Genomic DNA, 19071 nt, shown 5'->3' with positions numbered 1-19071 from the left:
GATCCAGGCTCTGACGGCAGCCCACGCCGGCTCTCGACACCTAAACTGCCAGATTCCGAACAGATAAGGCTCGGTGGCGGCATCCATGCCGCCACACGGTCCCGCAAGCGGCGAGGACACCGCACCAGAACGTTGGTCGGCGGGCGCGTGAAAGCTGCTTGTAGCGCGTTGCACATCAAACGTTGCGCCGGCGCGTCATGATCCGACAACGCGCATCAAACACTGCTCCTACCGTGCACACCGACCATCTGCATGGTCCTTGGCCGCCCACCGTCGCGGGACCTGACGCGGCATGGATGCCGCGTAAGAGCTGACAAGGACGTACTTGCAGCGTATCCCGCGATGGTGGGCGGGCAACGGCCCCGCAGCAAGCACGCAGCACCAATGCTCTACGCATGCCTTACCACACCGTTCCACCACATCTGAGCAAGCAAGATTTTGCAACTTAGCTTCGTTAGACGCAGCGTCAAAATCTCAATCAACCGAGCGCGGGCAACAAGGCATGACGCGCTTTGCTGGCAGTGCATCTGATCCGCCGCATGCAGTGCCGTACGCCGCCATGATCGACTGCGAGCAGGCACCACGCTTAGACTCCGCGTTTACATGCGCCAAGGCTGCTGGTGATCGATCTCAATGACATCGCGCTGTACGTGCAGGTGGTGCGCAGCGGCAGCTTTGCCGAAGCCGCGCGCCGGCTCGGCACCGCCCCCAATAGCGTGAGCCGGCGCGTGCAGCAGTTGGAAGCGCAGCTGGACACGCGCCTGATGCAGCGCTCCACCCGCAAACTGACTTTGACCGACGCCGGGCAAGCCTTCTTCGAACGTTGCGCCGATGCGGTAGACGGGCTGACTGCTGCCGGACAGAGCCTGGCAGCCGACGGCGACGAAGCCGCCGGGCTGGTGCGCGTGGCGGCACCCGCGGATTTTCTGGATCTTTTCCGCGTCGAATGGGTCGGCGAATTTCTCGCAGCGCACCCGCGCGTGCGCCTGGAATTCGTACTCAGCGATGCCAAGGCCGATCTGATCGCCGAACGCATCGATGTGGCCTTCCGTGGCGGCATATTGCCGGACCTGGGGTATGTCGGCCGCCAGATCCTGGCCGACAACAGCGACCTGCTGGTCGCCAGCCCAGCCTATCTGCAGGCGCGCGGCAGGCCGCTGCAGTTGGACGACGTGCGCCAGCACGACTGCATCGGCTTCCCGCACCCAAGCGGGCAGATGAGCTGGACGCTGATCGGGCCGTCCGGGCTTGCCCAACAGATGCAGGTGCAGGCGCGTTTTGCTGCCACCACGGCGCGTGCCTTGCGCCTGGCCGCCGTGGCTGGGCTCGGCATCGCGCTACTGCCGCAGGCACTCGCGCGCCCGGATATCGAACAGGGACGCCTGAGCGTGGTGCTGCCCGATTTCCAACGCACAGGGCAGGGCGTGCACGCGCTTTACCCAAGCCGACGGCATCTGCCGCGTGCGGTCTCGGCGTTTATCCAGGCCGTGACCGTGCGGTTGAATGCGCTATAGGCGCCTGGGCAGTGGCAGTGGTAACGCCGCTCGCGGCGTCACGCCGGGTCAGGCAGCCAGCCCATCGATCTGCTGATGGGCAACGGCAAGACCCGCTTCACGTCCCTCCTTGCCGGTGGCCAGACCTTCGGCAACGATGACCTCCGGATGATGCAGGCCGACGAAGCCCAGCGCGGTGCGCATATAGGTTTCGGCATGCTCCAGCGACGCCAGCGGCGAGCCGGCGGCATAGAACCCACCGCGCGCCACCGCCAGGACCACCCGCTTGTCGCCGGCCAGCCCTTCGAGCACACCTTGGGACGTATAGCGGAAGGTCTTGCCGGCCACCAGCACGCGATCGATCCAGGCCTTGAGCTGGGTCGGCACGGTGAAGTTGTACAGCGCCACCCCGATCACCACGGTGTCGGCATCCAGAAATTCCTGCAGCACCGCCGCACCATTGGCCAGGTCGGCGGCCAGTTCCGGCGTCTGATCGGCCGTGGGATTCTGCTGCGCAGCCAGGTGCGCGCCGGACAGATGCGCGATCGGGTTGGCGGCCAGATCGCGATGGGTAACGGTGACATCGCCGTTGCGCTGTTGCAGCTTGGCAACGATGCGTGCGCTGAGCTGACGGCTCGCCGAATGGTCGCCGAGGATGCTGGAATCGAGATGAAGCAGTTTCATTGGTAATGCCTTTGCTGGATAGGTGGCGGTGTAATGGGTCGGCGATGCATGGCGGGGGTGTGCGCGCATCGACGGTTGGGCGGTGCAGGCCATCGTTGAAGACCTGACGCCATGACTCGGGCGTGCGGGTTTGAAGGCGCGTTGCCTTCAGCACGATCGGCAGTGCGCTGTGTTGCCTGGCAAGCGCTGCGTGTTTGACGCCGCAGGTGCCGGGCAGCCATGTCTCGGCTGCCCGGCATGCGCGCGACTCAGGCCAGGCGGCCTTTGGCGCGCAATTGCGCGCCGATGCGGCGGATCTCCGCCTCGCCCTGCGCCAGTGCGGCGGTGCTGGTATGCACCGAGTAGTGGCCCATGACCAGGTCGTGCGGGTGCTTGACCGCCGAGCCCAGCACAAAGCTGGTCGCACCGACCGCCACCACATCGATGGCCTGCTCGGCATCCTTGAACACCGCCATCTCGCCGCTGCCGATGCTCTCGGCCGCTTCAAGTTGGCCGGTGTGCACCGCGATCCAGGCCACGCTGTGGCCGGCCGGCGGCACGTAACGCCAGCGCTCCCCGTCCTGCAGTTGCACGCTCAGGTAGGTCATGTCGGCCGGCGCCGGAATCTTGCTTTCCAACGCGCCGTAGCGACCCAGCAGCACACGCACCGGCCCGGCCACCGGCACATCGGCCGGCGACAGATACAGGCTTTGCGCCGGGGCGTTCTCTTCGGCTGCGGGCAATGCGACCCAAAGCTGGAAGCCCTTGGCCGAGGACTGGCCGACCAGCACACCGTCGTGCCACACGCCATTGCCGGCACGCATCCATTCCACACCGCCGGTAGGCAGCGTGCCCTGCTTGCCGGTGCTGTCCTCGTAGCCGACCTCGCCCTCCATCAGGTAGGTGAGCGTGGCAATGCCCGAATGCGGATGCATGCCCATCGGTGCTTCTCCCACGGACGGCTTGACGGTGAACAGGTCCAGGAACACGAACGGCTTGACCAGCTGGCCCAGATCGCCCGGGCTCATCAACCGGGTGATCGGGCCGCGGGTGCTGCCGCGGGTGCGAAACACCACCGGGCGCGGCGGCGCCTGCATGCTTGTCTCGCGCTGCGGCTGATCGGCGTAGGCGGTGGCCAGTTGTGCGTTCATGACAGATCTCTTTGCGGTGGTGGAGCCAGCTGCTCCGGTGATGCAAAGCGTAGAGATGCGCCTATTGATCGACTAGCCGGAAGATTGGGAGTGGAGTCGTCCAAAAATCGAAGTAATCCAGCCCACGTCAGGTCTCCTCGCGACGTGCGAACGCACCGGCGGTCGCCGCACCGCTTGCGCTGCATGCCCGATTAGGGCGGTCGCGTTGCCTGGGTGGGTTCGCTCGGTGATCCAGATGCGCGTCGCCCACCCACCAGTCCACGCGCGCACAGCCTTGCGGTGCGGGCGCCGCGCCCCAGCGGGCGGCCTTCATGCCATGCCAACAACGGATTCTTCACGCTTGCGCCATTCTTCCGCTGGAGATCTCCGATGATCCGCACCCTTGCCCCGCTCGCTGCCGTCCTGTTGCTCTCGGCCTGTGCCTCCAACCAGGTGGCGCAGGTGCAACCCATCGATGGCGCAATCTCCGGCCAGTGCCATATCGAAAAGGTCCGCGGCATCGTGGGTCTGGCCGCGGCGGCGCAGACGGTGGAGCGTGCACGCGTCGATAGCGACAGCCTGCAGGTCAGCGTGCGGCGCGGCGAACGCGCTACCGGCGGCACCACCGCCAGCGGCCTGGCCGACCCGGCGCAGGGCGCCAGCGAAAGCGGCGGCGATCAGCTGAGCATCGAAACCGGCCCGACCAACAACATCACCGCGGTGTATTGCGGCTGACGGCAAGGCGCGTGGCTGCGAAGCGCTTGCGTGCGATCGCGGCCGCCGCGCTTCGCCGTTTGAACTGCATAGCGCACCTGGGGTGGCTTTGAACTGCAAGGTGACGGCAGCCAGTGGTGCGTCGCTGTCACGTCTTGTTTACCGCGCTTAGTCCGCCGCACGCGCTTGGCCGCCCGGATCGTCATCCGCCCGCCCAAACGCGCCGCGCCAACGCCGATGCAGCCAGGTTTGGCCATCGTGGATGCAGCTGAAAACAGCAGGCACCACCACCAGGCACAGCAGGGTCGAACTGATCAATCCCCCGATCACCGCGATGGCCATCGGCTGGCGGAAACTGGCATCGGCACCGAAACCCAACGCAATCGGCAGCATGCCGGCGATCATGGCCACGGTGGTCATCACGATCGGGCGCGCGCGTTTGTGGCACGCATCCACCAACGCGGCGTCGACCGACGCGGCGCCATCGCGGATCGCGATCACCGCGTACTCCACCAACAGAATCGAGTTCTTGGTGACGATGCCCATCAGCATCACCAGGCCGATCATCGACGGCACATCGAGCTCACTGCCGCAAAACAACAGCGCAATGAAGGCGCCGCCGAGCGATAGCGGAATGGCCGACAGGATCGTCAACGGTTGGAAGAAATCGTTGAACAGCAGGATCAGCACGCACAGCATGCACAAGGTGGCGATCGCGATCGCCAGCAGCAATCCGGACGACAATTCCGCCGCCACTTCGGCATCGCCGGACTGGATCAGCGACACGTTCGCAGGCAGGTGCTGGATGGCGGGGCGCGTGGTGGCCAAGGCCATCGCCTTGCTCAACGGCATGTCGCCCAGGTCGGCGCTCACCGTGACGTAGCGTTGGCGATCGTAGCGATTGATCTCGGTCGGCCCGCTCTCCATCGCCAACACCGCCACGCTGGACAACGGCACCAGCCCATCGCGCGATTGCACGCGCAGGTTGGACAACGCCTCCAGATCGGCACTGACCCGGTCGGGAACCTGCACGCGGATATTGATCTGCCGGTTGTCCAGATTGAGCTTGGCAAGTTGCGGTTCGAAATCGCCGCTGGTCGCGGTGCGCAGGGTCTGGCCGATATCGGCGCTGCTCACCCCATAGCGGGCGGTCTGGCGCTGGATCGGCCGCGCCACCAGCTCCGGGCGTTGCAGGCCTGCGGTGGTACGCACACCCGACAGGCCGGCCGAGCGCAATTGGCTTGCGAACGCAGCAACGGTGGCATTGAGGGCATCTTCCGATTCGCTGGTCAGAATCATCGACAGGTGTTCGCCCGGCCCACCGCCGCTCACGGTGACGCGTGCGCCGGTGATGTTGACCACCACCCGCCGCACCGCGCGCTCGATCTGCGCCTGCGCCGCACGCGTCTTGCGCGGCGACAACACCAGGGTCATCTCGGCCTTGCGCACCTCGGCCACCTGCGCATCGCGCCCGCCCGCAGTGCCGCCGATGCTGGTGAACACCGCGCCGACGCCGTCGATGCGGCCCACCGCCGCACGCACCCGCTCGGTGACCTGGCGGGTCTGCGCGATGTCGCTTTCCGGCCCCAGCTCGACGCTAACGGTGATGAAGCCGCGGTCGCTGGGCGGCACCAGGCCTTTGGACAGCAACGGCAACAACGCCAGCGACAGCAGCAGGAACACGCCGGCGGCGCCCAACGTCGCCGCGCGATGCCGCAGGCTCCACTGCACCATCTGCAGATAGCGGGCGGTCACCGCGCCGGTCGCCGGCGCGGATGGATCGCTGTGCCGCGCGCCAAGAAAGGTGGCCGCCATGATCGGGGTGATCAGCCGCGCCACCATCAACGAGGCAACCACCGCAATCACCGCAGTCCACCCGAACTGTTTGAAGAACAATCCCGGGATGCCGCCCATCAACGTGGTCGGCACAAACACCACCACCAGGGTGGCGGTGGTGGCCATGACCACCAGGGCGATTTCGTTGACCGCATCGGCGGTGGCCTGAAACGCGGATTTGCCCATCCGCCGATGGCGTTCGATGTTTTCGATCTCGACAATGGCGTCGTCGACCAGGATGCCGACCACCACTGCCAGGGCCAGCAAGGTCAGCGTATTGAGCGAGTAGTCCAGCCACCACATCACCGCGAATGCCGGCAGGATGGACAACGGCAGCGCCGATGCGGCGATCAGGGTCGCGCGCCAGTCGCGCAGGAACAGCCACACCACCAGCACCGCCAGCAGCGCGCCCTCGTACAGCATCGACATCGAGCCTTCGAATTGCTCCAGGGTATAGGCCACGCTGCCGGAGACCGGAGTGACGCGCAGCGAGGGGTCGCTGTGTTGCAACTGCTGCAGCGCCTGCGCAACGCCTTCGGCGATTTTGGTCTCGTCGAAGCCCTTGGTGCGATACAGGCTGAGTCCGATCACCGGCTTACCGTCGAGCAGCGCGGCCTGCCGACGGTCGGCGATGCCGTCGCGCACCCGCGCGATCTGCTCCAGGCGCACGCTGCCGCCGGTGGCGAGCGCAATCGACATGCCAGGCAATTGCGCGGCCTGCTGCACACCGGCCAGCGTGCGTACCGATTGCTCGGCGCCGCCCAGTTGCACGCGTCCGCCGGAGGAATCCTGCTGGGTCTGTTGCAGCGCGCGCGACACATCCGACGTGGTCACCCCCAGTGCGGTCATCTGCACCGGATCCACCTCCACCCGGATCTCGCGCTGCACGCCGCCCAGGCGTTGCACGCGGCCCACGCCAGGCACCTTCAGCAGCGCCTTGCTCATGCTGTCGTCGACATACCAGGACAACGCGGTCTCATCCAGCGTTGTCGATGTCACCGCATAGGTCAGGATCGGCGTGCCGGTTTCGGTCACCGCACTGATGGCAGGCTGCAGCAGTTCCGGCGGCAGCGACGAACGCACCCGATCAACCGCATCCTTGGTTTCGATCAAGGCATCGGACAGCGATTTTTCCAGGTGGAATTCGGCCACGATCTGCACCTGTCCATCGCTGATGGTGGTGCGCAGATGGCGTAGGCCGCTGACGGTGGCGATGGAGTCTTCCACCTTGCGCGCCACCTCGGTTTCCAGCTGCGCCGGTGCCGCCCCCGGCTGCGTCAGCGCGACGGTGACGGTGGGCAGGTCCATATCCGGCAGCGCCTGGATGGAGAGATTGCGAAAGCCGTACACGCCCGCCAGCGTCAGCAGGAAGAACAGTAACACCGCAGGAATGGGATTGCGCAGCGACCAGGTAGCGAGGTTCATCGTGGCGCACGTGGAATCAGTTGCATGCCGACCAGCGGGCCGGCCGGCGTGGTCTTGACCAACACCGTGTCGCCATCGGCAAGCAACCCGGCGCCCTGCGCCACGATGCGCTCGCCGCTGGCCCACGGCTGCAGCAATTCGACGTCGGTGCCGAGCCGCCGCCCTACCGTCACCGCTTGCGCGCGCACCCTGGACGCGGCGCCGCTGCCGACGATACGGAACACCAGACTGCGGCCATCGCGCACCACCACACTCGACGCCGGCACCACCAGCGCGCGGCTGGGCGGCAACGCCACCGCGCCGTCGACGTACATCCCGCCACGCAGCAGGCGGTCGGGCTGGATATCCGCATATACCACGCCAAGCCGGGAGCGCGCATCCAGCAGCGGCGCGATCTGGCGCACGCGTGCCACGGCGGCACTGCCGTCGGGCAACCGCAGCCGGACGTCCTGGCCTACGGCGATCCGCGCGATCTGCTCGGGTGTGAACTCTCCACGCCATTCCAGGCGCCCCTGCCGCACCAGCCGAAACAGTTCCTGGCCGCTGCTGGCCACCGCGCCCAGCGTGGCGCTCTGCGCGCTGATCAACCCGTCGTCGGGGGCGGTGATATCGGCTTGCTGCAGCTGCAGCCGGTTGGCATCCAGCTGCGCCTGCGCCACCGCGATCTGGGTGGTGGCGGTCACCGCTTCGGTCACGTAGCGCTGCACTTCCTGGTCGCTCATCGCCCCGGCCGCCTGCACGCGCACGGCACGTATGCGATTGGTATCGGCCTGGTGTGCAGCCGCCTGCGCCTTGGCCAGCTCCGCACGCAGTTCTGCGCGTGCCGCAAGCAGGGTTGCGGTATCGAAACGCGCCAGCAGCTGCCCGCGCGTCACCACATCGCCGACCGCCACGTTGAGCGTCACCAGCCGTAGCCCGTTGCTTTGCGCACTGATCACCGCCTCCTGCCAGGGCGCCACGATCCCGGTCGCCGACAGCGTGCTTGGCCACTCCACCTGGCGTGGCGTGATCGCCGTGACCGACAACGCGGTGATCGGAAGCGCTTGGTTAAGCGGCTGCGCGCGCGTGGACCACCACCAGCCAGAGGCGATGGCGCCGCTGGCCAGCAGACACCACAGCAGCGGCATTGCGACGCGTCGCCGTCCGCGTTTGGATGCCGCAGCGGTGGAGCGCGCGCTGGACGTTGTGTCGGTTGGGGTCATGGTCGTTACGCGATCTGAGGCGAAGGGGGGACATCAAAACGCCGGACTCCCGTCGGACGCCTGGATGCGTGACCGCACCGCGGCATTGCGCTGAAGGGCAGCCGGGCTGACGCCACCTCTGGCGTCAGCCCGGCTGCCAAGGCGTTGGCGTTGGCAAGGTCGGCACTGCAACGTAGGCGACCAGCGGATCTCAAGCGCCAGCGAAGCGTGGCTGGGTGGCATCCTTTCAAACGGCCGTTAAAGAACTTTTAGTGCGTTGAAGAATTCTTTAAGCGCACCGGGGCGGCTGGGCGAAGCGTTCAGCCTCAGCCGCCAGCGCAGTCGCGCCGTGCTGCACTAGGTTGATGACGTGCAAGCTCCCATCGCCTACACCACGGCCGCCGCAGCGAAATGCACGACCCGCGCCTCGATCACGCGCATCAAGGCCCTGCACTCAATGCATGCCACAGACCAAAGGCACCTGCTCAGCCCTCGGCGCGGCCTGGAAAGACGATGCGCACACTGAACCCGCGCCCGCTCAGGCCAGGTCCGGTCTCGATACGGGCCTGGTGCAGATCCGCGATACCGGCGACCAACGACAGCCCGATGCCACTGCCGCGGACGGGGGTGCCGGCCACGCGGTGGAAGCGGACGAAGATCGCCTCGCGCTCCGACTCGGGGACACCGGGTCCATCGTCGGCGACCTGCAGATAGACATCGCCGACGGCATCTGCGCCGTCTTCACTCGTCGCATCGGCAACATAGCCGCAGCTGATCAGGATATTGCCGCCCTCTGACGTATAGCGCATCGCGTTATCAACCAGATTGCGGAGCAAGATGCCGATCTCGTCCACGTTGCACGCAACGACACAGCTATGGATGTCCAGATACAGCGCGCGCCCGTTCTGCGTCGCATGCACCCCGAATTCCTGTGCCACGTGATGCACCAGCACACTGAGTTCGGTCGGTTGATGCATCGATGCGCTGCGTCCCGCGTTCAACCGCGCCAGATCCAGTAATTGCTCGGACAAGCGCGTGCTGCGCTTGGCCACTTGCAGCAGCTTCAACAGCGCCTGATTCTTGCTTTGCGGATCTTGCGCGCCCAGCGCGATTTCGGCCTGCGCTTGCAGTGCCGACAGCGGCGTGCGCAGTTCATGCGCGGCGTCGCCGATAAACCGGCGTTCGCCTTCGATCGCCGCATCCAGCCGTTCCAGCACATGATTGAACGACGCCACCAGCGCATGTATTTCGCGCGGGAGTCTGGACAACGGCAACGGGGTGAGGTCCAGGTGCTTGCGCCGCCGCAATGCCTTGCCCAGCGCTCTGACCGGCTGCAGCGAATGACGCACCACGCACCACATCACCACGCCCGCCACCACCACCAGAAAGGTGGCCAAGGCGAGCGCATGCAACGCTTCGTGGCGCAGGTCCGCATCCACCACGCTCTGCGGGTTGCCGACCTGCACGCTGACACGGCCGGTTCTGTCGGTGACCGAGTACACCCGCCAGTGTTCGCCCTGGATGAGGGTGGTGGCCGCCCCATCGGTAAACGATGGCTGCAGCGCCGAATCGGGCGCGCCAGGCGTGCGTGCCACCATCGTTGTGCGGTCGATCCAGACCTGGAACACCAACTGTTCGCGCGCACCGGTGAAGGTGTCCGGCAATTGCAGGCCCGGACCGGCCCTCTGGTCGAACCTGCTCTTGGCCGGAATGGTGATCAGCATCTGCGTGGCGATGGCTTCGAGCTTTTCGTCCCACGTACTCTTCAGATTGAGCGAGAGCAGCGTGAGCACCAGCGCGATGACCGCGACCCAGCACAAGGCAATGACGCTGACGATCACCATGAACAGCTGCGCAGTGATGGATTGGGGTCTCATCCGGTCGGCTGCCCCACCACGTAACCCAGGCCGTGCACGGTTCTGATCAGGTCCTCGCCCAGCTTGCGCCGCAACTGATGGATGAACACCGCAATGGTATTGCTCTCCAGCTCGCTGGTCGGCCCGTACACCAGGTCCTGCAGACGGTCGCGGGTCAGCACATGGCCGGGGCGTTCGATCAACGCCAGCAGCGTGCGGTATTCGTGTGCGCTCAACACCACATCGACACCGGCCCTGCTCACCGTGCGGCGGCTCCGGTCCACCTTCACGTCGCCGAAGCTGAAGATCGGCACCACGCTGCCCTGGCTGCGCCGAATGACCGACCGCACGCGCGCCCACAACTCGTCGAACTGGAACGGCTTGACCAGATAATCGTCGGCACCGGCGTCCAGACCGACGATGCGCTCACTCAGCTGCCCGCGTGCGGTCAGGATCAACACCGGAGTGGGGTCGCACCGGGCGCGCATGCCGCGCAGCACCGACAGCCCCGACTCGCCGGGAAGCCCCAGGTCCAGCAGCACTGCCGCATAGGGATGATCGATCAGCGCCACCTGCGCCGCAGCGGCATCCACGACATGGTCCACCTCCCACCCGCCCTGCTGTGCGCCATCGCAGATGGTGTCGCCCAACATGGCGTCGTCTTCGACAAGGAGCAGCTTCATTCGGTGCTGGTCGGTAGGCACTAGGGGGCCACAGCATGCTGGAGTGAGTTTAATTCTGCATTAAGCGGTCCGCGATGGCGGCCGGGTCCGCCAGTGTCGCGCGCGGGCTGGGCAGTTGCGTCCTGGCACTGTGCCTGTCGCAGTCAGTCGACAACCGACACGCTTGCGCCAGGAAAGCGGACATATGCAGGCAGGCAGGTAGGCGAAAACGCCGGCCGCAACCCGCCACTGCGGTCGATCGGCTGCACCGCCTTGCGCTCCAGTCCGCCATGCCCCCCGCTCGCTGCAGGTGCCAAGTCCTGCGGTAGGCTGGGGCGTCGCATGCCGGGACATGTTCACGACAGGTCGCGGGTGTAGAAGGACCGATCCACCGGGGCAGGAGCGAAACCATGAAGGTGCTTTTGATCGAGGACGAGCCCGAGATGGCGTCTGCCATCCGCGACGTCCTGGCAACGTACAACATGATCGTGGATCACGCCCCGACCTTGGCAGCGGCGGCCAGCGCGGCCGCACTGGGTGCGTTCGACGTGATGATTCTCGATCGGCAATTGCCCGACGGCGATGGCTTGCGGTTTCTCAAGACCCTGCGCGAGCAGGGCAATGTCACCCCCGTGCTGGTGCTCACCGCGCTGGCCGAGTTGTCCGAACGCGTGGTCGGCCTGGACATCGGCGCAGACGATTACCTTGCCAAGCCCTTCGCGGTGGAAGAACTGATGGCCCGGCTGCGCGCACTGGTCCGCCGGCCGGCGCATTTGCAGACCGATATTGTCACTGCCGGCAACCTGTCCTACGACTTCATCAATCGCACCGCCAGCATCGGCGGCGAGGCGCTGGATCTCAAACGCAGGGAGTTGCTGGTGCTTGAAGCGTTACTCAAGCGCGTCGGACGCATGGTGGCGCGCGGCACGCTGATGCAGGCGGTGTTTTCGATGGACGACGACGTGCAACCGAATGCGCTGGACACCCACGTCTCGCGGTTGCGCCGCAAGCTGTCCGATGCGGGTAGCGCGCTTGCGATCAATGTGGTGCGCGGCGTCGGCTACATGTTGAGTGTAAGCGCATGACCTACAAGCCGCCGTCGTTGCGATGGCGTCTGGTGCGTGGCCTGGCCGCCGCGCAGACCGCCATGATCGCGCTGGCCGGAGTCGTCATCTTCGTCCTGGTCATCCAGGCCACGATGGAGTTTCCCAACGGCAACCTGACCTACGAGTTGCAGACCCTGGAAACGCTCACGCGGTCGGTCGCGCACGACCGCGCGGGTCGGCTGTACATGCGCCCGAGCGCAGACATGTCCGAGCTGCGTGCCAAGTCGACCACGTTGTGGTTCATCGTCACCGACAAACACGGGCAGCGCCTTACGGAGGGAACGCCGCCAGCGGGCATCCAGCCGGCGCTGTCCGCACTGCCGTTGGTGGAGTCCGCAAGCTTCGATGTGGGCGGTGCCAGCACCACCGACACGCGCGCAAGCGTGGCCTGGGTAGAGTCGGATGCCGGGCAGGTGCAGATCGCATTCTGGGCACGCGGACCGGTGAGCACGTGGGAACTGCTGCGGCTGGCCTTGCCGGTGCTGTGGCAAACCCTGTTGATCATTGCGCTGGTCTCGGTGTCCACCATGCTGGTGATGCCGCTTGCGGTGAAGCGCGGCCTCAAGGGGCTGGACAAGGCGGCGCAAGAGGCCAGATCGATCGATTTTCATCGCACCGGCATGCGCCTGGGCCTTGACCAGGTACCAGCCGAAGTGGCGCCCTTCGTGCAGGCCATCAACGACGCCCTGGCGCGCCTGGACACTGCGTTGGCCAAGCACAAGCGGTTCATCGCCGATGCCGCGCACGAACTGCGCACCCCCGTGGCGATTCTGACCACGCGCCTGTCCGCGCTTCCGGCCAGCCCCTTGCGGACGCGGCTGATGGAAGATGCCGTCCGCCTCGGCGCACTGACCGGGCAGCTGCTGGATATCCAGCGGCTCGACTCCGACACCATCGTGTTTTCGCGTCTGAATCTGGCCACGATCGCCGAACGCGTGGTACTCGATCTGGCGCCGTTGGCATTCGCCGCAGGCTACCAAGTGGCGTTCGAGACCGATGCTGCGGTGGTGCCCGTCGATGGCGATGAAGTGTCCATCGAGCGCGCACTCACCAACCTGATCCAGAATGCGATCAGCTATGGCGGGCGTCAGGGAACGATCACGATCCGGGTCTCGGCAACAGGCGCGGTGGATGTCGCCGACGAAGGATGCGGGGTCAAGGATTCCGAGCGCGAACGCATCTTCGAGGCGTTTCATCGTGACAGCAAGGACGGCCGTGGCGCCGGCCTGGGACTGGACCTGGTGCAAACCATCATGCGGCACCATGGCGGCAGCGTGTTGCTGGTCCCGGACAGCGCAGCGGGTGCCTGCTTCCGGCTGGTGTTTCCTGCGCCGGTGTAATGCCGGCATCCCTGCGCGGTCTTGCCTGGAGATGACCGCAGCGGGGCTTGTTCATCCACCTCACCGCAGCGTGCATCAGCTGCGTGCCAGCGCCTTGATCGGATCCAAGCGTGCCGCACGCCGCGCCGGCAGAAAACCGAACACCACGCCGATCGCTGTGGACACGGTGAACGCGCCGATGATCGACCACTGCGAGAACACCATTCCGAAACTCGGGCTCACCCAAGCGACGAGGACGCCTGCACCCAGTGCCAGCGCCACGCCCAGGGTGCCGCCGACCAGACAGACCAGCGTCGCTTCGATCAGGAACTGGCGCAGAATGTCGGACTGACGCGCACCCACCGCCATCCGCACGCCGATCTCCTGAATCCGCTCGGTCACCGACACCAACATGATGTTCATCACCCCGATGCCGCCGACCAGCAACGAGATCAGCGCGATGGAGGAAATCAGCAACGTGATGGTGCGGGTGGTCTGTTCGACGGTCTTGCGCACGCTGTCGGAATTGGACAGAAAGAAATCCCGGCGCCCATGCCGTTGCAGCAGCAGTGTGTCGATACCACGCTCAGCCACCGCGCTTGGCACCTGGGTCGAGACACGCACCGTCAGGCTGCGCACGCGCGCATCGCCGGAGACGCGCGCCATCACCGTGGTGTAGGGCAGCCACACGTTGAGCGAGGTGTCGCCGGCAAACCCCGAGATTGGCCTGGCAGTGACGCCAACGACCCGCAGCGGTACCGCTCCCACCAGAATCACCTTGCCCAGCGCCGATGCGCTGCCCGGAAACAGCGCACGTTGGGTGGCCTGGTCGATGACCGCCTCCGGCGCCCTGGCCTGGATCGCATGCGCGTCGAACCCGCGCCCCTGCGCGAACGTGTAACCACGCACCCGGAAAAACTGATCGCCCACCCCGGTGATGCTGGCGGCGACGTCGTGGCGCCCATAGCGCAGGCCGGCGCTGGTGGAGATCGAGGGCGTGGCGCTGTCCACGTACTCCAGCCCGGCGATGGCGACCGCATCGTCGGCACTGAGCGTACGCACCGTATCGGCCGTACGATCGCCGATGCTCGCCCCCGGCATCACTTCGATCGTATTGGTGCCCAGCGCATCGATGTCGGACAGGATCGACCGCCGCGACCCTTCGCCGAGCGCAACCACCGACACCACCGACGAGATGCCGATGATGATGCCCAGCATGGTCAACAAGGTCCGCAGGCGATGGTTGAACATCGAACGCAGCGCCATCTGGCCGGCTTCGGCAAAGCGCCCCAGCAGGTCTGCCAGGCGCCCCGCCCTATCGGCGACCACGGTGTCCTTGAGCGCGGTGCGAGGGGTCGCCGGACGCAGCTGGCGGTCGGCCACGATCTGGCCGTCGCGGATCTCGATGATGCGTTGCGCATGCGCCGCCACCTCGGGGTCGTGCGTGACCAGGATGATGGTGTGACCTGCCGCGTGCAGCTCCTGCAGTACCGTCATGACCTCCTTGCCGCTGGCTTGATCCAGTGCGCCGGTCGGCTCGTCGGCCAGAATGACCTCGCCGCCATTCATCAGCGCGCGGGCGATCGACACGCGTTGTTGCTGCCCGCCAGACAGCTGCCCCGGCCGGCGGTGCAGCCGTGTGCCCAGACCCAAACGCTCCAGCAAGGCCTGCGCGCGCGCGCGGCGCGCACTGGCCGCGGTCCCGTTGTAGATCGCAGGGATTTCGACATTGCCGATCGCATCCAGCTCCCCCAGCAGCTGATAGCGCTGAAAAATGAAGCCGAAGTGGGCACGCCGCAGACGCGCCAGGCTGTCCGGATCCAGTTGACCAATGTCCTGCCCGGCGACCTGGTAGCTCCCGTGCGTCGGGCGATCCAGGCAGCCCAGGATGTTCATCAAGGTGGATTTACCCGAGCCCGATGGCCCCATGATGGCGACCATTTCCCCGGCGTGGATGCGCAGCGTGACATCGCGCAGGATCGCAACGCTGCCGTCGGCAGACGGAAACTCTTTGCAAAGCGCGCTCACTTGCAACAGTGCGGACATGACGCAGGCTCCAATGATGGATGTGGGCAGGCGGTGCATGAGCGCCTGCCCGTGACAACGCGACGACGCATCAAGGCGTCTGCGCAGGCAGATCGAGATCGCTGGTGATCACCCTCTCGCCCAGCTCAAGGCCTGCGATCACCTGTGCGTTGATGCGGTTATTGAGCCCCACACGGATGCGGCGCATCTGCCGCCCGCCATCGGCGGTCAGCACGTGGACCACATAGCTTCCATCGGCGGTGCGCTCGCCCAGCGCGCCACTCGGGATGAGGCGTGCACCGCGTGCGCGTGCCAACACGATCGTGGTCTGCGCGGTCATATCGATGCGCAGGGTGCGATGCGGATTGGGCACATCGAAGATGCCATTGAAGTACACCGCATTGGACGCGGCACTCGTCGCCTGGCCCGCCACGACGCCGGAGGCATCGCTGGCGATCGTGGTCGGACCCGGCTCCAATGCAGACAGCACCGCGCGATAGCGGGTGTCGGGCTCGCCCAGCAAAGTGAAATAGACGCCCATCCCGGCCGATACCCGGGTGACATCGGCTTCGGAGATCTGCGCCTTGACGGTCATGGTGTCCAGACGGGCGAGCTTGATGATGGTCGGTGCGCTCTGGTTGGCATTCACCGTTTGTCCCTGCTCGGTGACGATGGCCACCACTTCGCCATCCATTGGCGCCACCACGCGTGTGTAGCTCAGATTGAGCTCGGCGGTGCTTGCCGCGATCGTGGCTTGCTCCCGCTCCGCGCGTAATGCCTGGATGTCTGCGCGCACCGTCGCCAGCGTGGCTTCTGCCGCCTCGGCATCGACCCTGGCTACCGCATCCTCTGCCATCAATGCGCGCTGGCGACGGTCCGCCAGGGTGGCCTGGCGCAAGCTCGCCAACCGTGCCGTCAACCTGGCGTCGGCGCTGCGCACTTGCGCCTGTGCAGTGCGCAGCGCGTTCTGCTGCGGCAACGCGTCGATCTCGGCGATCGGCTGCCCTTTCTTGACCGAGTCTCCAAGTTTGACGTGCAGGGCCACTACCTGGCCGGTGACCTGCGCGCCAACGCTCACCAACTGCGAGGCGTTGATCCTGCCGGTCGCCAGCACGGTCTCTTCGATATCCCCCAGCACCACCGCCGAGCTGGCCACCTGCGGTGCAACCGGTGCAGGAAACAACTGCGCCTTCACCAGCCAGCCGACGAACAGCGACAGCACCACAATCGACCACCAACGGTAGCGCCCGAGGTGCTGCAACCACAGCATGGAGCGGCTCATGGCGCGCTGCCTCCCCGCGTGGGTGCCTGCATCCATTCGCCACCCAGCACGCGATAGGCGGTCACCAGGTTGCTGTCGCGTAACAGGGTGGTGTCCAGCAAGGCCTGCTGCGCCACATACAACGCACGCTCGGCATTCAGCAGGTCGACCAATCCGGTCTGCCCGCGCTCGTATCTGGCGGCGGCAATGCGCACCTGCCTGCTTGCGGCGTCGATCAGTTGCGTCTGCGCCTGCAGTCGCGCAGCGATGCTCCCCCCGATGGCCAACGCATCGGCCATATCGCGGAACGCGATCTGCAGCGTCTTCTGATACTGCGCCTGGGCGATTTGGGTATCGAGCTCGGTCACCTTCAGGTTGGCGCGGTTGGCGCCGTGATCGAACAGTGGCACCGCTGCGGAGGCGGCGATGTTCCAGCCACCTCCGCCAAGCAGCGTAGACAACGCCGTGCTGGTGTTGCCGTAGCTGCCGGTCAGGGCAATGCGGGGGAAGAATCGTGCGCGCGCAACCCCGATATCGGCATTGGCGCCGATCAGCGCATGCTCTGCGGCCATGACATCGGGGCGACGCAGCAGCAGTGACGACGGAACCCCTGCCGGCAACGGACCGTTGAGCGACAGTGCTGCATGACCACGCGCGTCGGCGTCGGGCAACAGCGTCTCGGGTACCTCGGCACCGACCAGCAAGGTCAGCGCATTGCGATCTTGCTGCAGCTGCGCTTCCAGGCCAGCCTGCTCGGTGCCGATCTGCGCCAACGCGGTGTCCGCCTGCGCCAACTCCAGCCCGCTGATCGCATCCTGGTTATAACGGGCCAGCGTCAACTCGTACACCCGTTGCAGATTACCCGCGGTCTTGTTCACCAACGCAAAGCGTTGCTGATCTGCATCCAGTCTCAGCCATGCAGTCGCCACTTCGGCGATCAGGCTGAGCGAGGCAGTGCGTCGATTCTCATCGCTCTGAAGAACATCCTGCAAGGCCACTTCCTTGAGATTTTTCACGCGTCCAAAGAAGTCCAGCTCATAGCTGGCAAACCCGAGCGATACCGAAAGTTGACCTTGCTGACGACTGGCATCGACGCCGTTACCGTCCAGTGTCACTGTCGGCAGCGTCTCGGCGTCACGCAACCGGTAGCTCGCCCTGGCGCGCTGCACATTGAGCATCGCAAGCGCCAGGTCCTGATTGCGCTCAAGTGCAAGCGCGACGGTATCGCGCAGGCGTGGGTTGGCGAACACCTCGCTCGGCGTTTTGATCGCAAAGTCATGTTCGAAGGTCGCTTGCTGTTGCGGGATCCGTGGCGGCGGCCGCACGTACTGCGGCGCCAGGTTGGCGCAGCCACCCAGCGCCAGCAACGCCATCGCATAGGCGATGTTGGCTGAAAGTCTCATCGTGTTCTCAAACGTCGTTATGCAGCGGTAATGTGCATCGCATGTGGCGCGTATCGAGGCGGCAGTGCGACAGCACAGGCAGGAGTCGGTTGCCGCGCATGCTGGCAGCGCTCTCTGTCGATAGCCTGTCTGCTGCCGTGTTTAGTCCACCGTTACCCAGTGCATTCAGCCAACGGCAGCCATCGTCGGTCGCGCGAGGTGTTCGTTACCGCGCAAGGTTGCGACGATGCATCGCTGCCGAGCTGTAGTCGATGCTGATGCGTGGCTGAACTTTCAATCACGGTTCGGCATCAACGACAGACTGCGGACAGATTGATGCCCTAGCCTTGTGATGCCGACTGCGTGTCGTCCATCGATCGGATGACTGTTGCGTTTCGCAGATTGGCCTAACTCTTTCAACGCTGTGAGGATAGATGGCACGTTCGTATATGGCTTCGTTTCTTCGCGAATGGATCACGGCCCCCTGTTCCGTTGCGGCAATCCTTCCTTCCGGACGTGCACTGTCCTCCATCATCACCTCCGAACTCTCGGAGCGTACCGGGCGTGTCCTGGAACTTGGTCCGGGTACCGGCGCGTTTACCCGGGCGATGATCGACAAGGGCGTGCGCGAAAAGAATCTCATTCTGCTCGAATATAACCAGAGGTTTGCATCGCTGCTCACGCAGCGCTTCCCGCACGCGTCAGTGCTGCAGATGGATGTCACCGATCTTGAATCGGTACCCCGCTTCGATGGAGCCTGCGTCGATGCAGTGGTATGCGGCCTTGGCTTCTTGAACATGCCCGCACATCAGGTGGCCGCCATCGTGCGTGGCGCCTTCCTGCATCTCAAGCCGGGCGGACGCATGTATCTGTTTACCTACGGCTTCAAATGCTCGGTGCCAGCGCACATTCTCGATGCGCTCGATCTGGAGGCCGTCAAGATCGGGCGCACGTATTGGAACGTCCCGCCAGCGACGACCTATCGTCTGCAGCGCCGCGCGTACACAGGCTAGGCCAC

The 19071-nt window shown here is 65.5% G+C and carries 14 protein-coding genes; 5 read left to right on the top strand and 9 right to left on the bottom strand.

Annotated features, from left to right (window positions below; translation table 11 throughout):
• Window positions 1-620 precede the first annotated feature (620 nt).
• Window positions 621-1514, top strand: a complete 894-nt coding sequence (locus XdyCFBP7245_RS10405) for a LysR family transcriptional regulator (RefSeq protein WP_104615589.1) — start codon at window positions 621-623, stop codon at window positions 1512-1514.
• 48 nt (window positions 1515-1562) lie between these two features.
• On the opposite strand, the gene XdyCFBP7245_RS10400 is transcribed toward XdyCFBP7245_RS10405, so the two are convergent.
• Together XdyCFBP7245_RS10400 and XdyCFBP7245_RS10395 are read right to left on the bottom strand one after the other, a co-directional pair.
• Complete coding sequence (locus XdyCFBP7245_RS10400) at window positions 1563-2177, bottom strand: FMN-dependent NADH-azoreductase (RefSeq protein ID WP_104615588.1); 615 nt, start codon at window positions 2175-2177, stop codon at window positions 1563-1565.
• 248 nt (window positions 2178-2425) lie between these two features.
• Entirely contained in the window at window positions 2426-3307 is an 882-nt protein-coding gene (locus XdyCFBP7245_RS10395; RefSeq protein ID WP_104615587.1) for a pirin family protein, read from the bottom strand.
• 369 nt (window positions 3308-3676) lie between these two features.
• Between XdyCFBP7245_RS10395 and XdyCFBP7245_RS10390 the strand changes: the two genes are divergently transcribed.
• On the top strand, window positions 3677-4021 hold the full coding sequence (locus XdyCFBP7245_RS10390; RefSeq protein ID WP_104615586.1) for a hypothetical protein: 345 nt from the start codon (window positions 3677-3679) through the stop codon (window positions 4019-4021).
• A gap of 147 nt (window positions 4022-4168) precedes the next feature.
• On the opposite strand, the gene XdyCFBP7245_RS10385 is transcribed toward XdyCFBP7245_RS10390, so the two are convergent.
• The 4 genes from XdyCFBP7245_RS10385 to XdyCFBP7245_RS10370 all read right to left on the bottom strand — a co-directional run bounded on the left by XdyCFBP7245_RS10385 (window position 4169) and on the right by XdyCFBP7245_RS10370 (window position 10981).
• Window positions 4169-7261, bottom strand: a complete 3093-nt coding sequence (locus XdyCFBP7245_RS10385; RefSeq protein WP_104615585.1) for an efflux RND transporter permease subunit — start codon at window positions 7259-7261, stop codon at window positions 4169-4171.
• Window positions 7258-8463 carry an efflux RND transporter periplasmic adaptor subunit gene (locus XdyCFBP7245_RS10380; RefSeq protein ID WP_211287673.1) on the bottom strand — a complete coding sequence of 402 codons (1206 nt, stop codon included), beginning with the start codon at window positions 8461-8463 and terminating at the stop codon, window positions 7258-7260. Before XdyCFBP7245_RS10380 ends, XdyCFBP7245_RS10385 begins: the two co-directional genes overlap by 4 nt.
• Window positions 8464-8927: 464 nt before the next feature.
• Entirely contained in the window at window positions 8928-10319 is a 1392-nt protein-coding gene (locus XdyCFBP7245_RS10375; protein WP_104615583.1) for an ATP-binding protein, read from the bottom strand.
• Entirely contained in the window at window positions 10316-10981 is a 666-nt protein-coding gene (locus XdyCFBP7245_RS10370; protein ID WP_104615582.1) for a response regulator transcription factor, read from the bottom strand. Before XdyCFBP7245_RS10370 ends, XdyCFBP7245_RS10375 begins: the two co-directional genes overlap by 4 nt.
• 389 nt (window positions 10982-11370) lie before the next feature.
• Between XdyCFBP7245_RS10370 and XdyCFBP7245_RS10365 the strand changes: the two genes are divergently transcribed.
• On the top strand, window positions 11371-12045 hold the full coding sequence (locus XdyCFBP7245_RS10365; protein WP_104615581.1) for a response regulator transcription factor: 675 nt from the start codon (window positions 11371-11373) through the stop codon (window positions 12043-12045).
• Complete coding sequence (locus XdyCFBP7245_RS10360) at window positions 12042-13406, top strand: sensor histidine kinase (RefSeq protein WP_104615580.1); 1365 nt, start codon at window positions 12042-12044, stop codon at window positions 13404-13406. Before XdyCFBP7245_RS10365 ends, XdyCFBP7245_RS10360 begins: the two co-directional genes overlap by 4 nt.
• 75 nt (window positions 13407-13481) lie before the next feature.
• Here XdyCFBP7245_RS10360 and XdyCFBP7245_RS10355 read toward each other — a convergent pair whose 3' ends face one another.
• The 3 genes from XdyCFBP7245_RS10355 to XdyCFBP7245_RS10345 form a co-directional block, all read right to left on the bottom strand.
• The gene (locus XdyCFBP7245_RS10355; protein ID WP_170068602.1) at window positions 13482-15431 is read right to left on the bottom strand and encodes a MacB family efflux pump subunit; all 1950 of its coding nucleotides are present in this window, start codon (window positions 15429-15431) and stop codon (window positions 13482-13484) included.
• A 70-nt stretch (window positions 15432-15501) separates the two neighbouring features.
• Window positions 15502-16692: an efflux RND transporter periplasmic adaptor subunit gene (locus tag XdyCFBP7245_RS10350; protein ID WP_211287672.1), complete on the bottom strand. Its 1191-nt coding sequence runs from the start codon at window positions 16690-16692 to the stop codon at window positions 15502-15504.
• Window positions 16689-18074: an efflux transporter outer membrane subunit gene (locus tag XdyCFBP7245_RS10345; RefSeq protein WP_104615578.1), complete on the bottom strand. Its 1386-nt coding sequence runs from the start codon at window positions 18072-18074 to the stop codon at window positions 16689-16691. Before XdyCFBP7245_RS10345 ends, XdyCFBP7245_RS10350 begins: the two co-directional genes overlap by 4 nt.
• Window positions 18075-18502: 428 nt before the next feature.
• On the opposite strand from XdyCFBP7245_RS10345, the gene XdyCFBP7245_RS10340 reads away from it, so the two are divergent.
• Window positions 18503-19066, top strand: coding sequence for a class I SAM-dependent methyltransferase (locus XdyCFBP7245_RS10340; RefSeq protein WP_244907798.1), 564 nt, complete (start codon window positions 18503-18505; stop codon window positions 19064-19066).
• Window positions 19067-19071: the final 5 nt, after the last annotated feature.

It is taken from the genome of Xanthomonas dyei (assembly GCF_002939865.1).
Taxonomy (GTDB): domain Bacteria; phylum Pseudomonadota; class Gammaproteobacteria; order Xanthomonadales; family Xanthomonadaceae; genus Xanthomonas; species Xanthomonas dyei.
This window is presented reverse-complemented; position numbering and strand designations above follow the sequence as displayed.

Coding starts and splice junctions, on each gene's coding strand:
- XdyCFBP7245_RS10385 (WP_104615585.1), bottom strand. CDS start 7,261: ATGAACCTCGCTACCTGGTCGCTGCGCAATCCCATTCCTGCGGTGTTA.
- XdyCFBP7245_RS10365 (WP_104615581.1), top strand. CDS start 11,371: ATGAAGGTGCTTTTGATCGAGGACGAGCCCGAGATGGCGTCTGCCATC.
- XdyCFBP7245_RS10390 (WP_104615586.1), top strand. CDS start 3,677: ATGATCCGCACCCTTGCCCCGCTCGCTGCCGTCCTGTTGCTCTCGGCC.
- XdyCFBP7245_RS10400 (WP_104615588.1), bottom strand. CDS start 2,177: ATGAAACTGCTTCATCTCGATTCCAGCATCCTCGGCGACCATTCGGCG.
- XdyCFBP7245_RS10340 (WP_244907798.1), top strand. CDS start 18,503: ATGGCTTCGTTTCTTCGCGAATGGATCACGGCCCCCTGTTCCGTTGCG.
- XdyCFBP7245_RS10375 (WP_104615583.1), bottom strand. CDS start 10,319: ATGAGACCCCAATCCATCACTGCGCAGCTGTTCATGGTGATCGTCAGC.
- XdyCFBP7245_RS10395 (WP_104615587.1), bottom strand. CDS start 3,307: ATGAACGCACAACTGGCCACCGCCTACGCCGATCAGCCGCAGCGCGAG.
- XdyCFBP7245_RS10355 (WP_170068602.1), bottom strand. CDS start 15,431: ATGTCCGCACTGTTGCAAGTGAGCGCGCTTTGCAAAGAGTTTCCGTCT.
- XdyCFBP7245_RS10350 (WP_211287672.1), bottom strand. CDS start 16,692: ATGAGCCGCTCCATGCTGTGGTTGCAGCACCTCGGGCGCTACCGTTGG.
- XdyCFBP7245_RS10370 (WP_104615582.1), bottom strand. CDS start 10,981: ATGAAGCTGCTCCTTGTCGAAGACGACGCCATGTTGGGCGACACCATC.
- XdyCFBP7245_RS10380 (WP_211287673.1), bottom strand. CDS start 8,463: ATGACCCCAACCGACACAACGTCCAGCGCGCGCTCCACCGCTGCGGCA.
- XdyCFBP7245_RS10360 (WP_104615580.1), top strand. CDS start 12,042: ATGACCTACAAGCCGCCGTCGTTGCGATGGCGTCTGGTGCGTGGCCTG.
- XdyCFBP7245_RS10345 (WP_104615578.1), bottom strand. CDS start 18,074: ATGAGACTTTCAGCCAACATCGCCTATGCGATGGCGTTGCTGGCGCTG.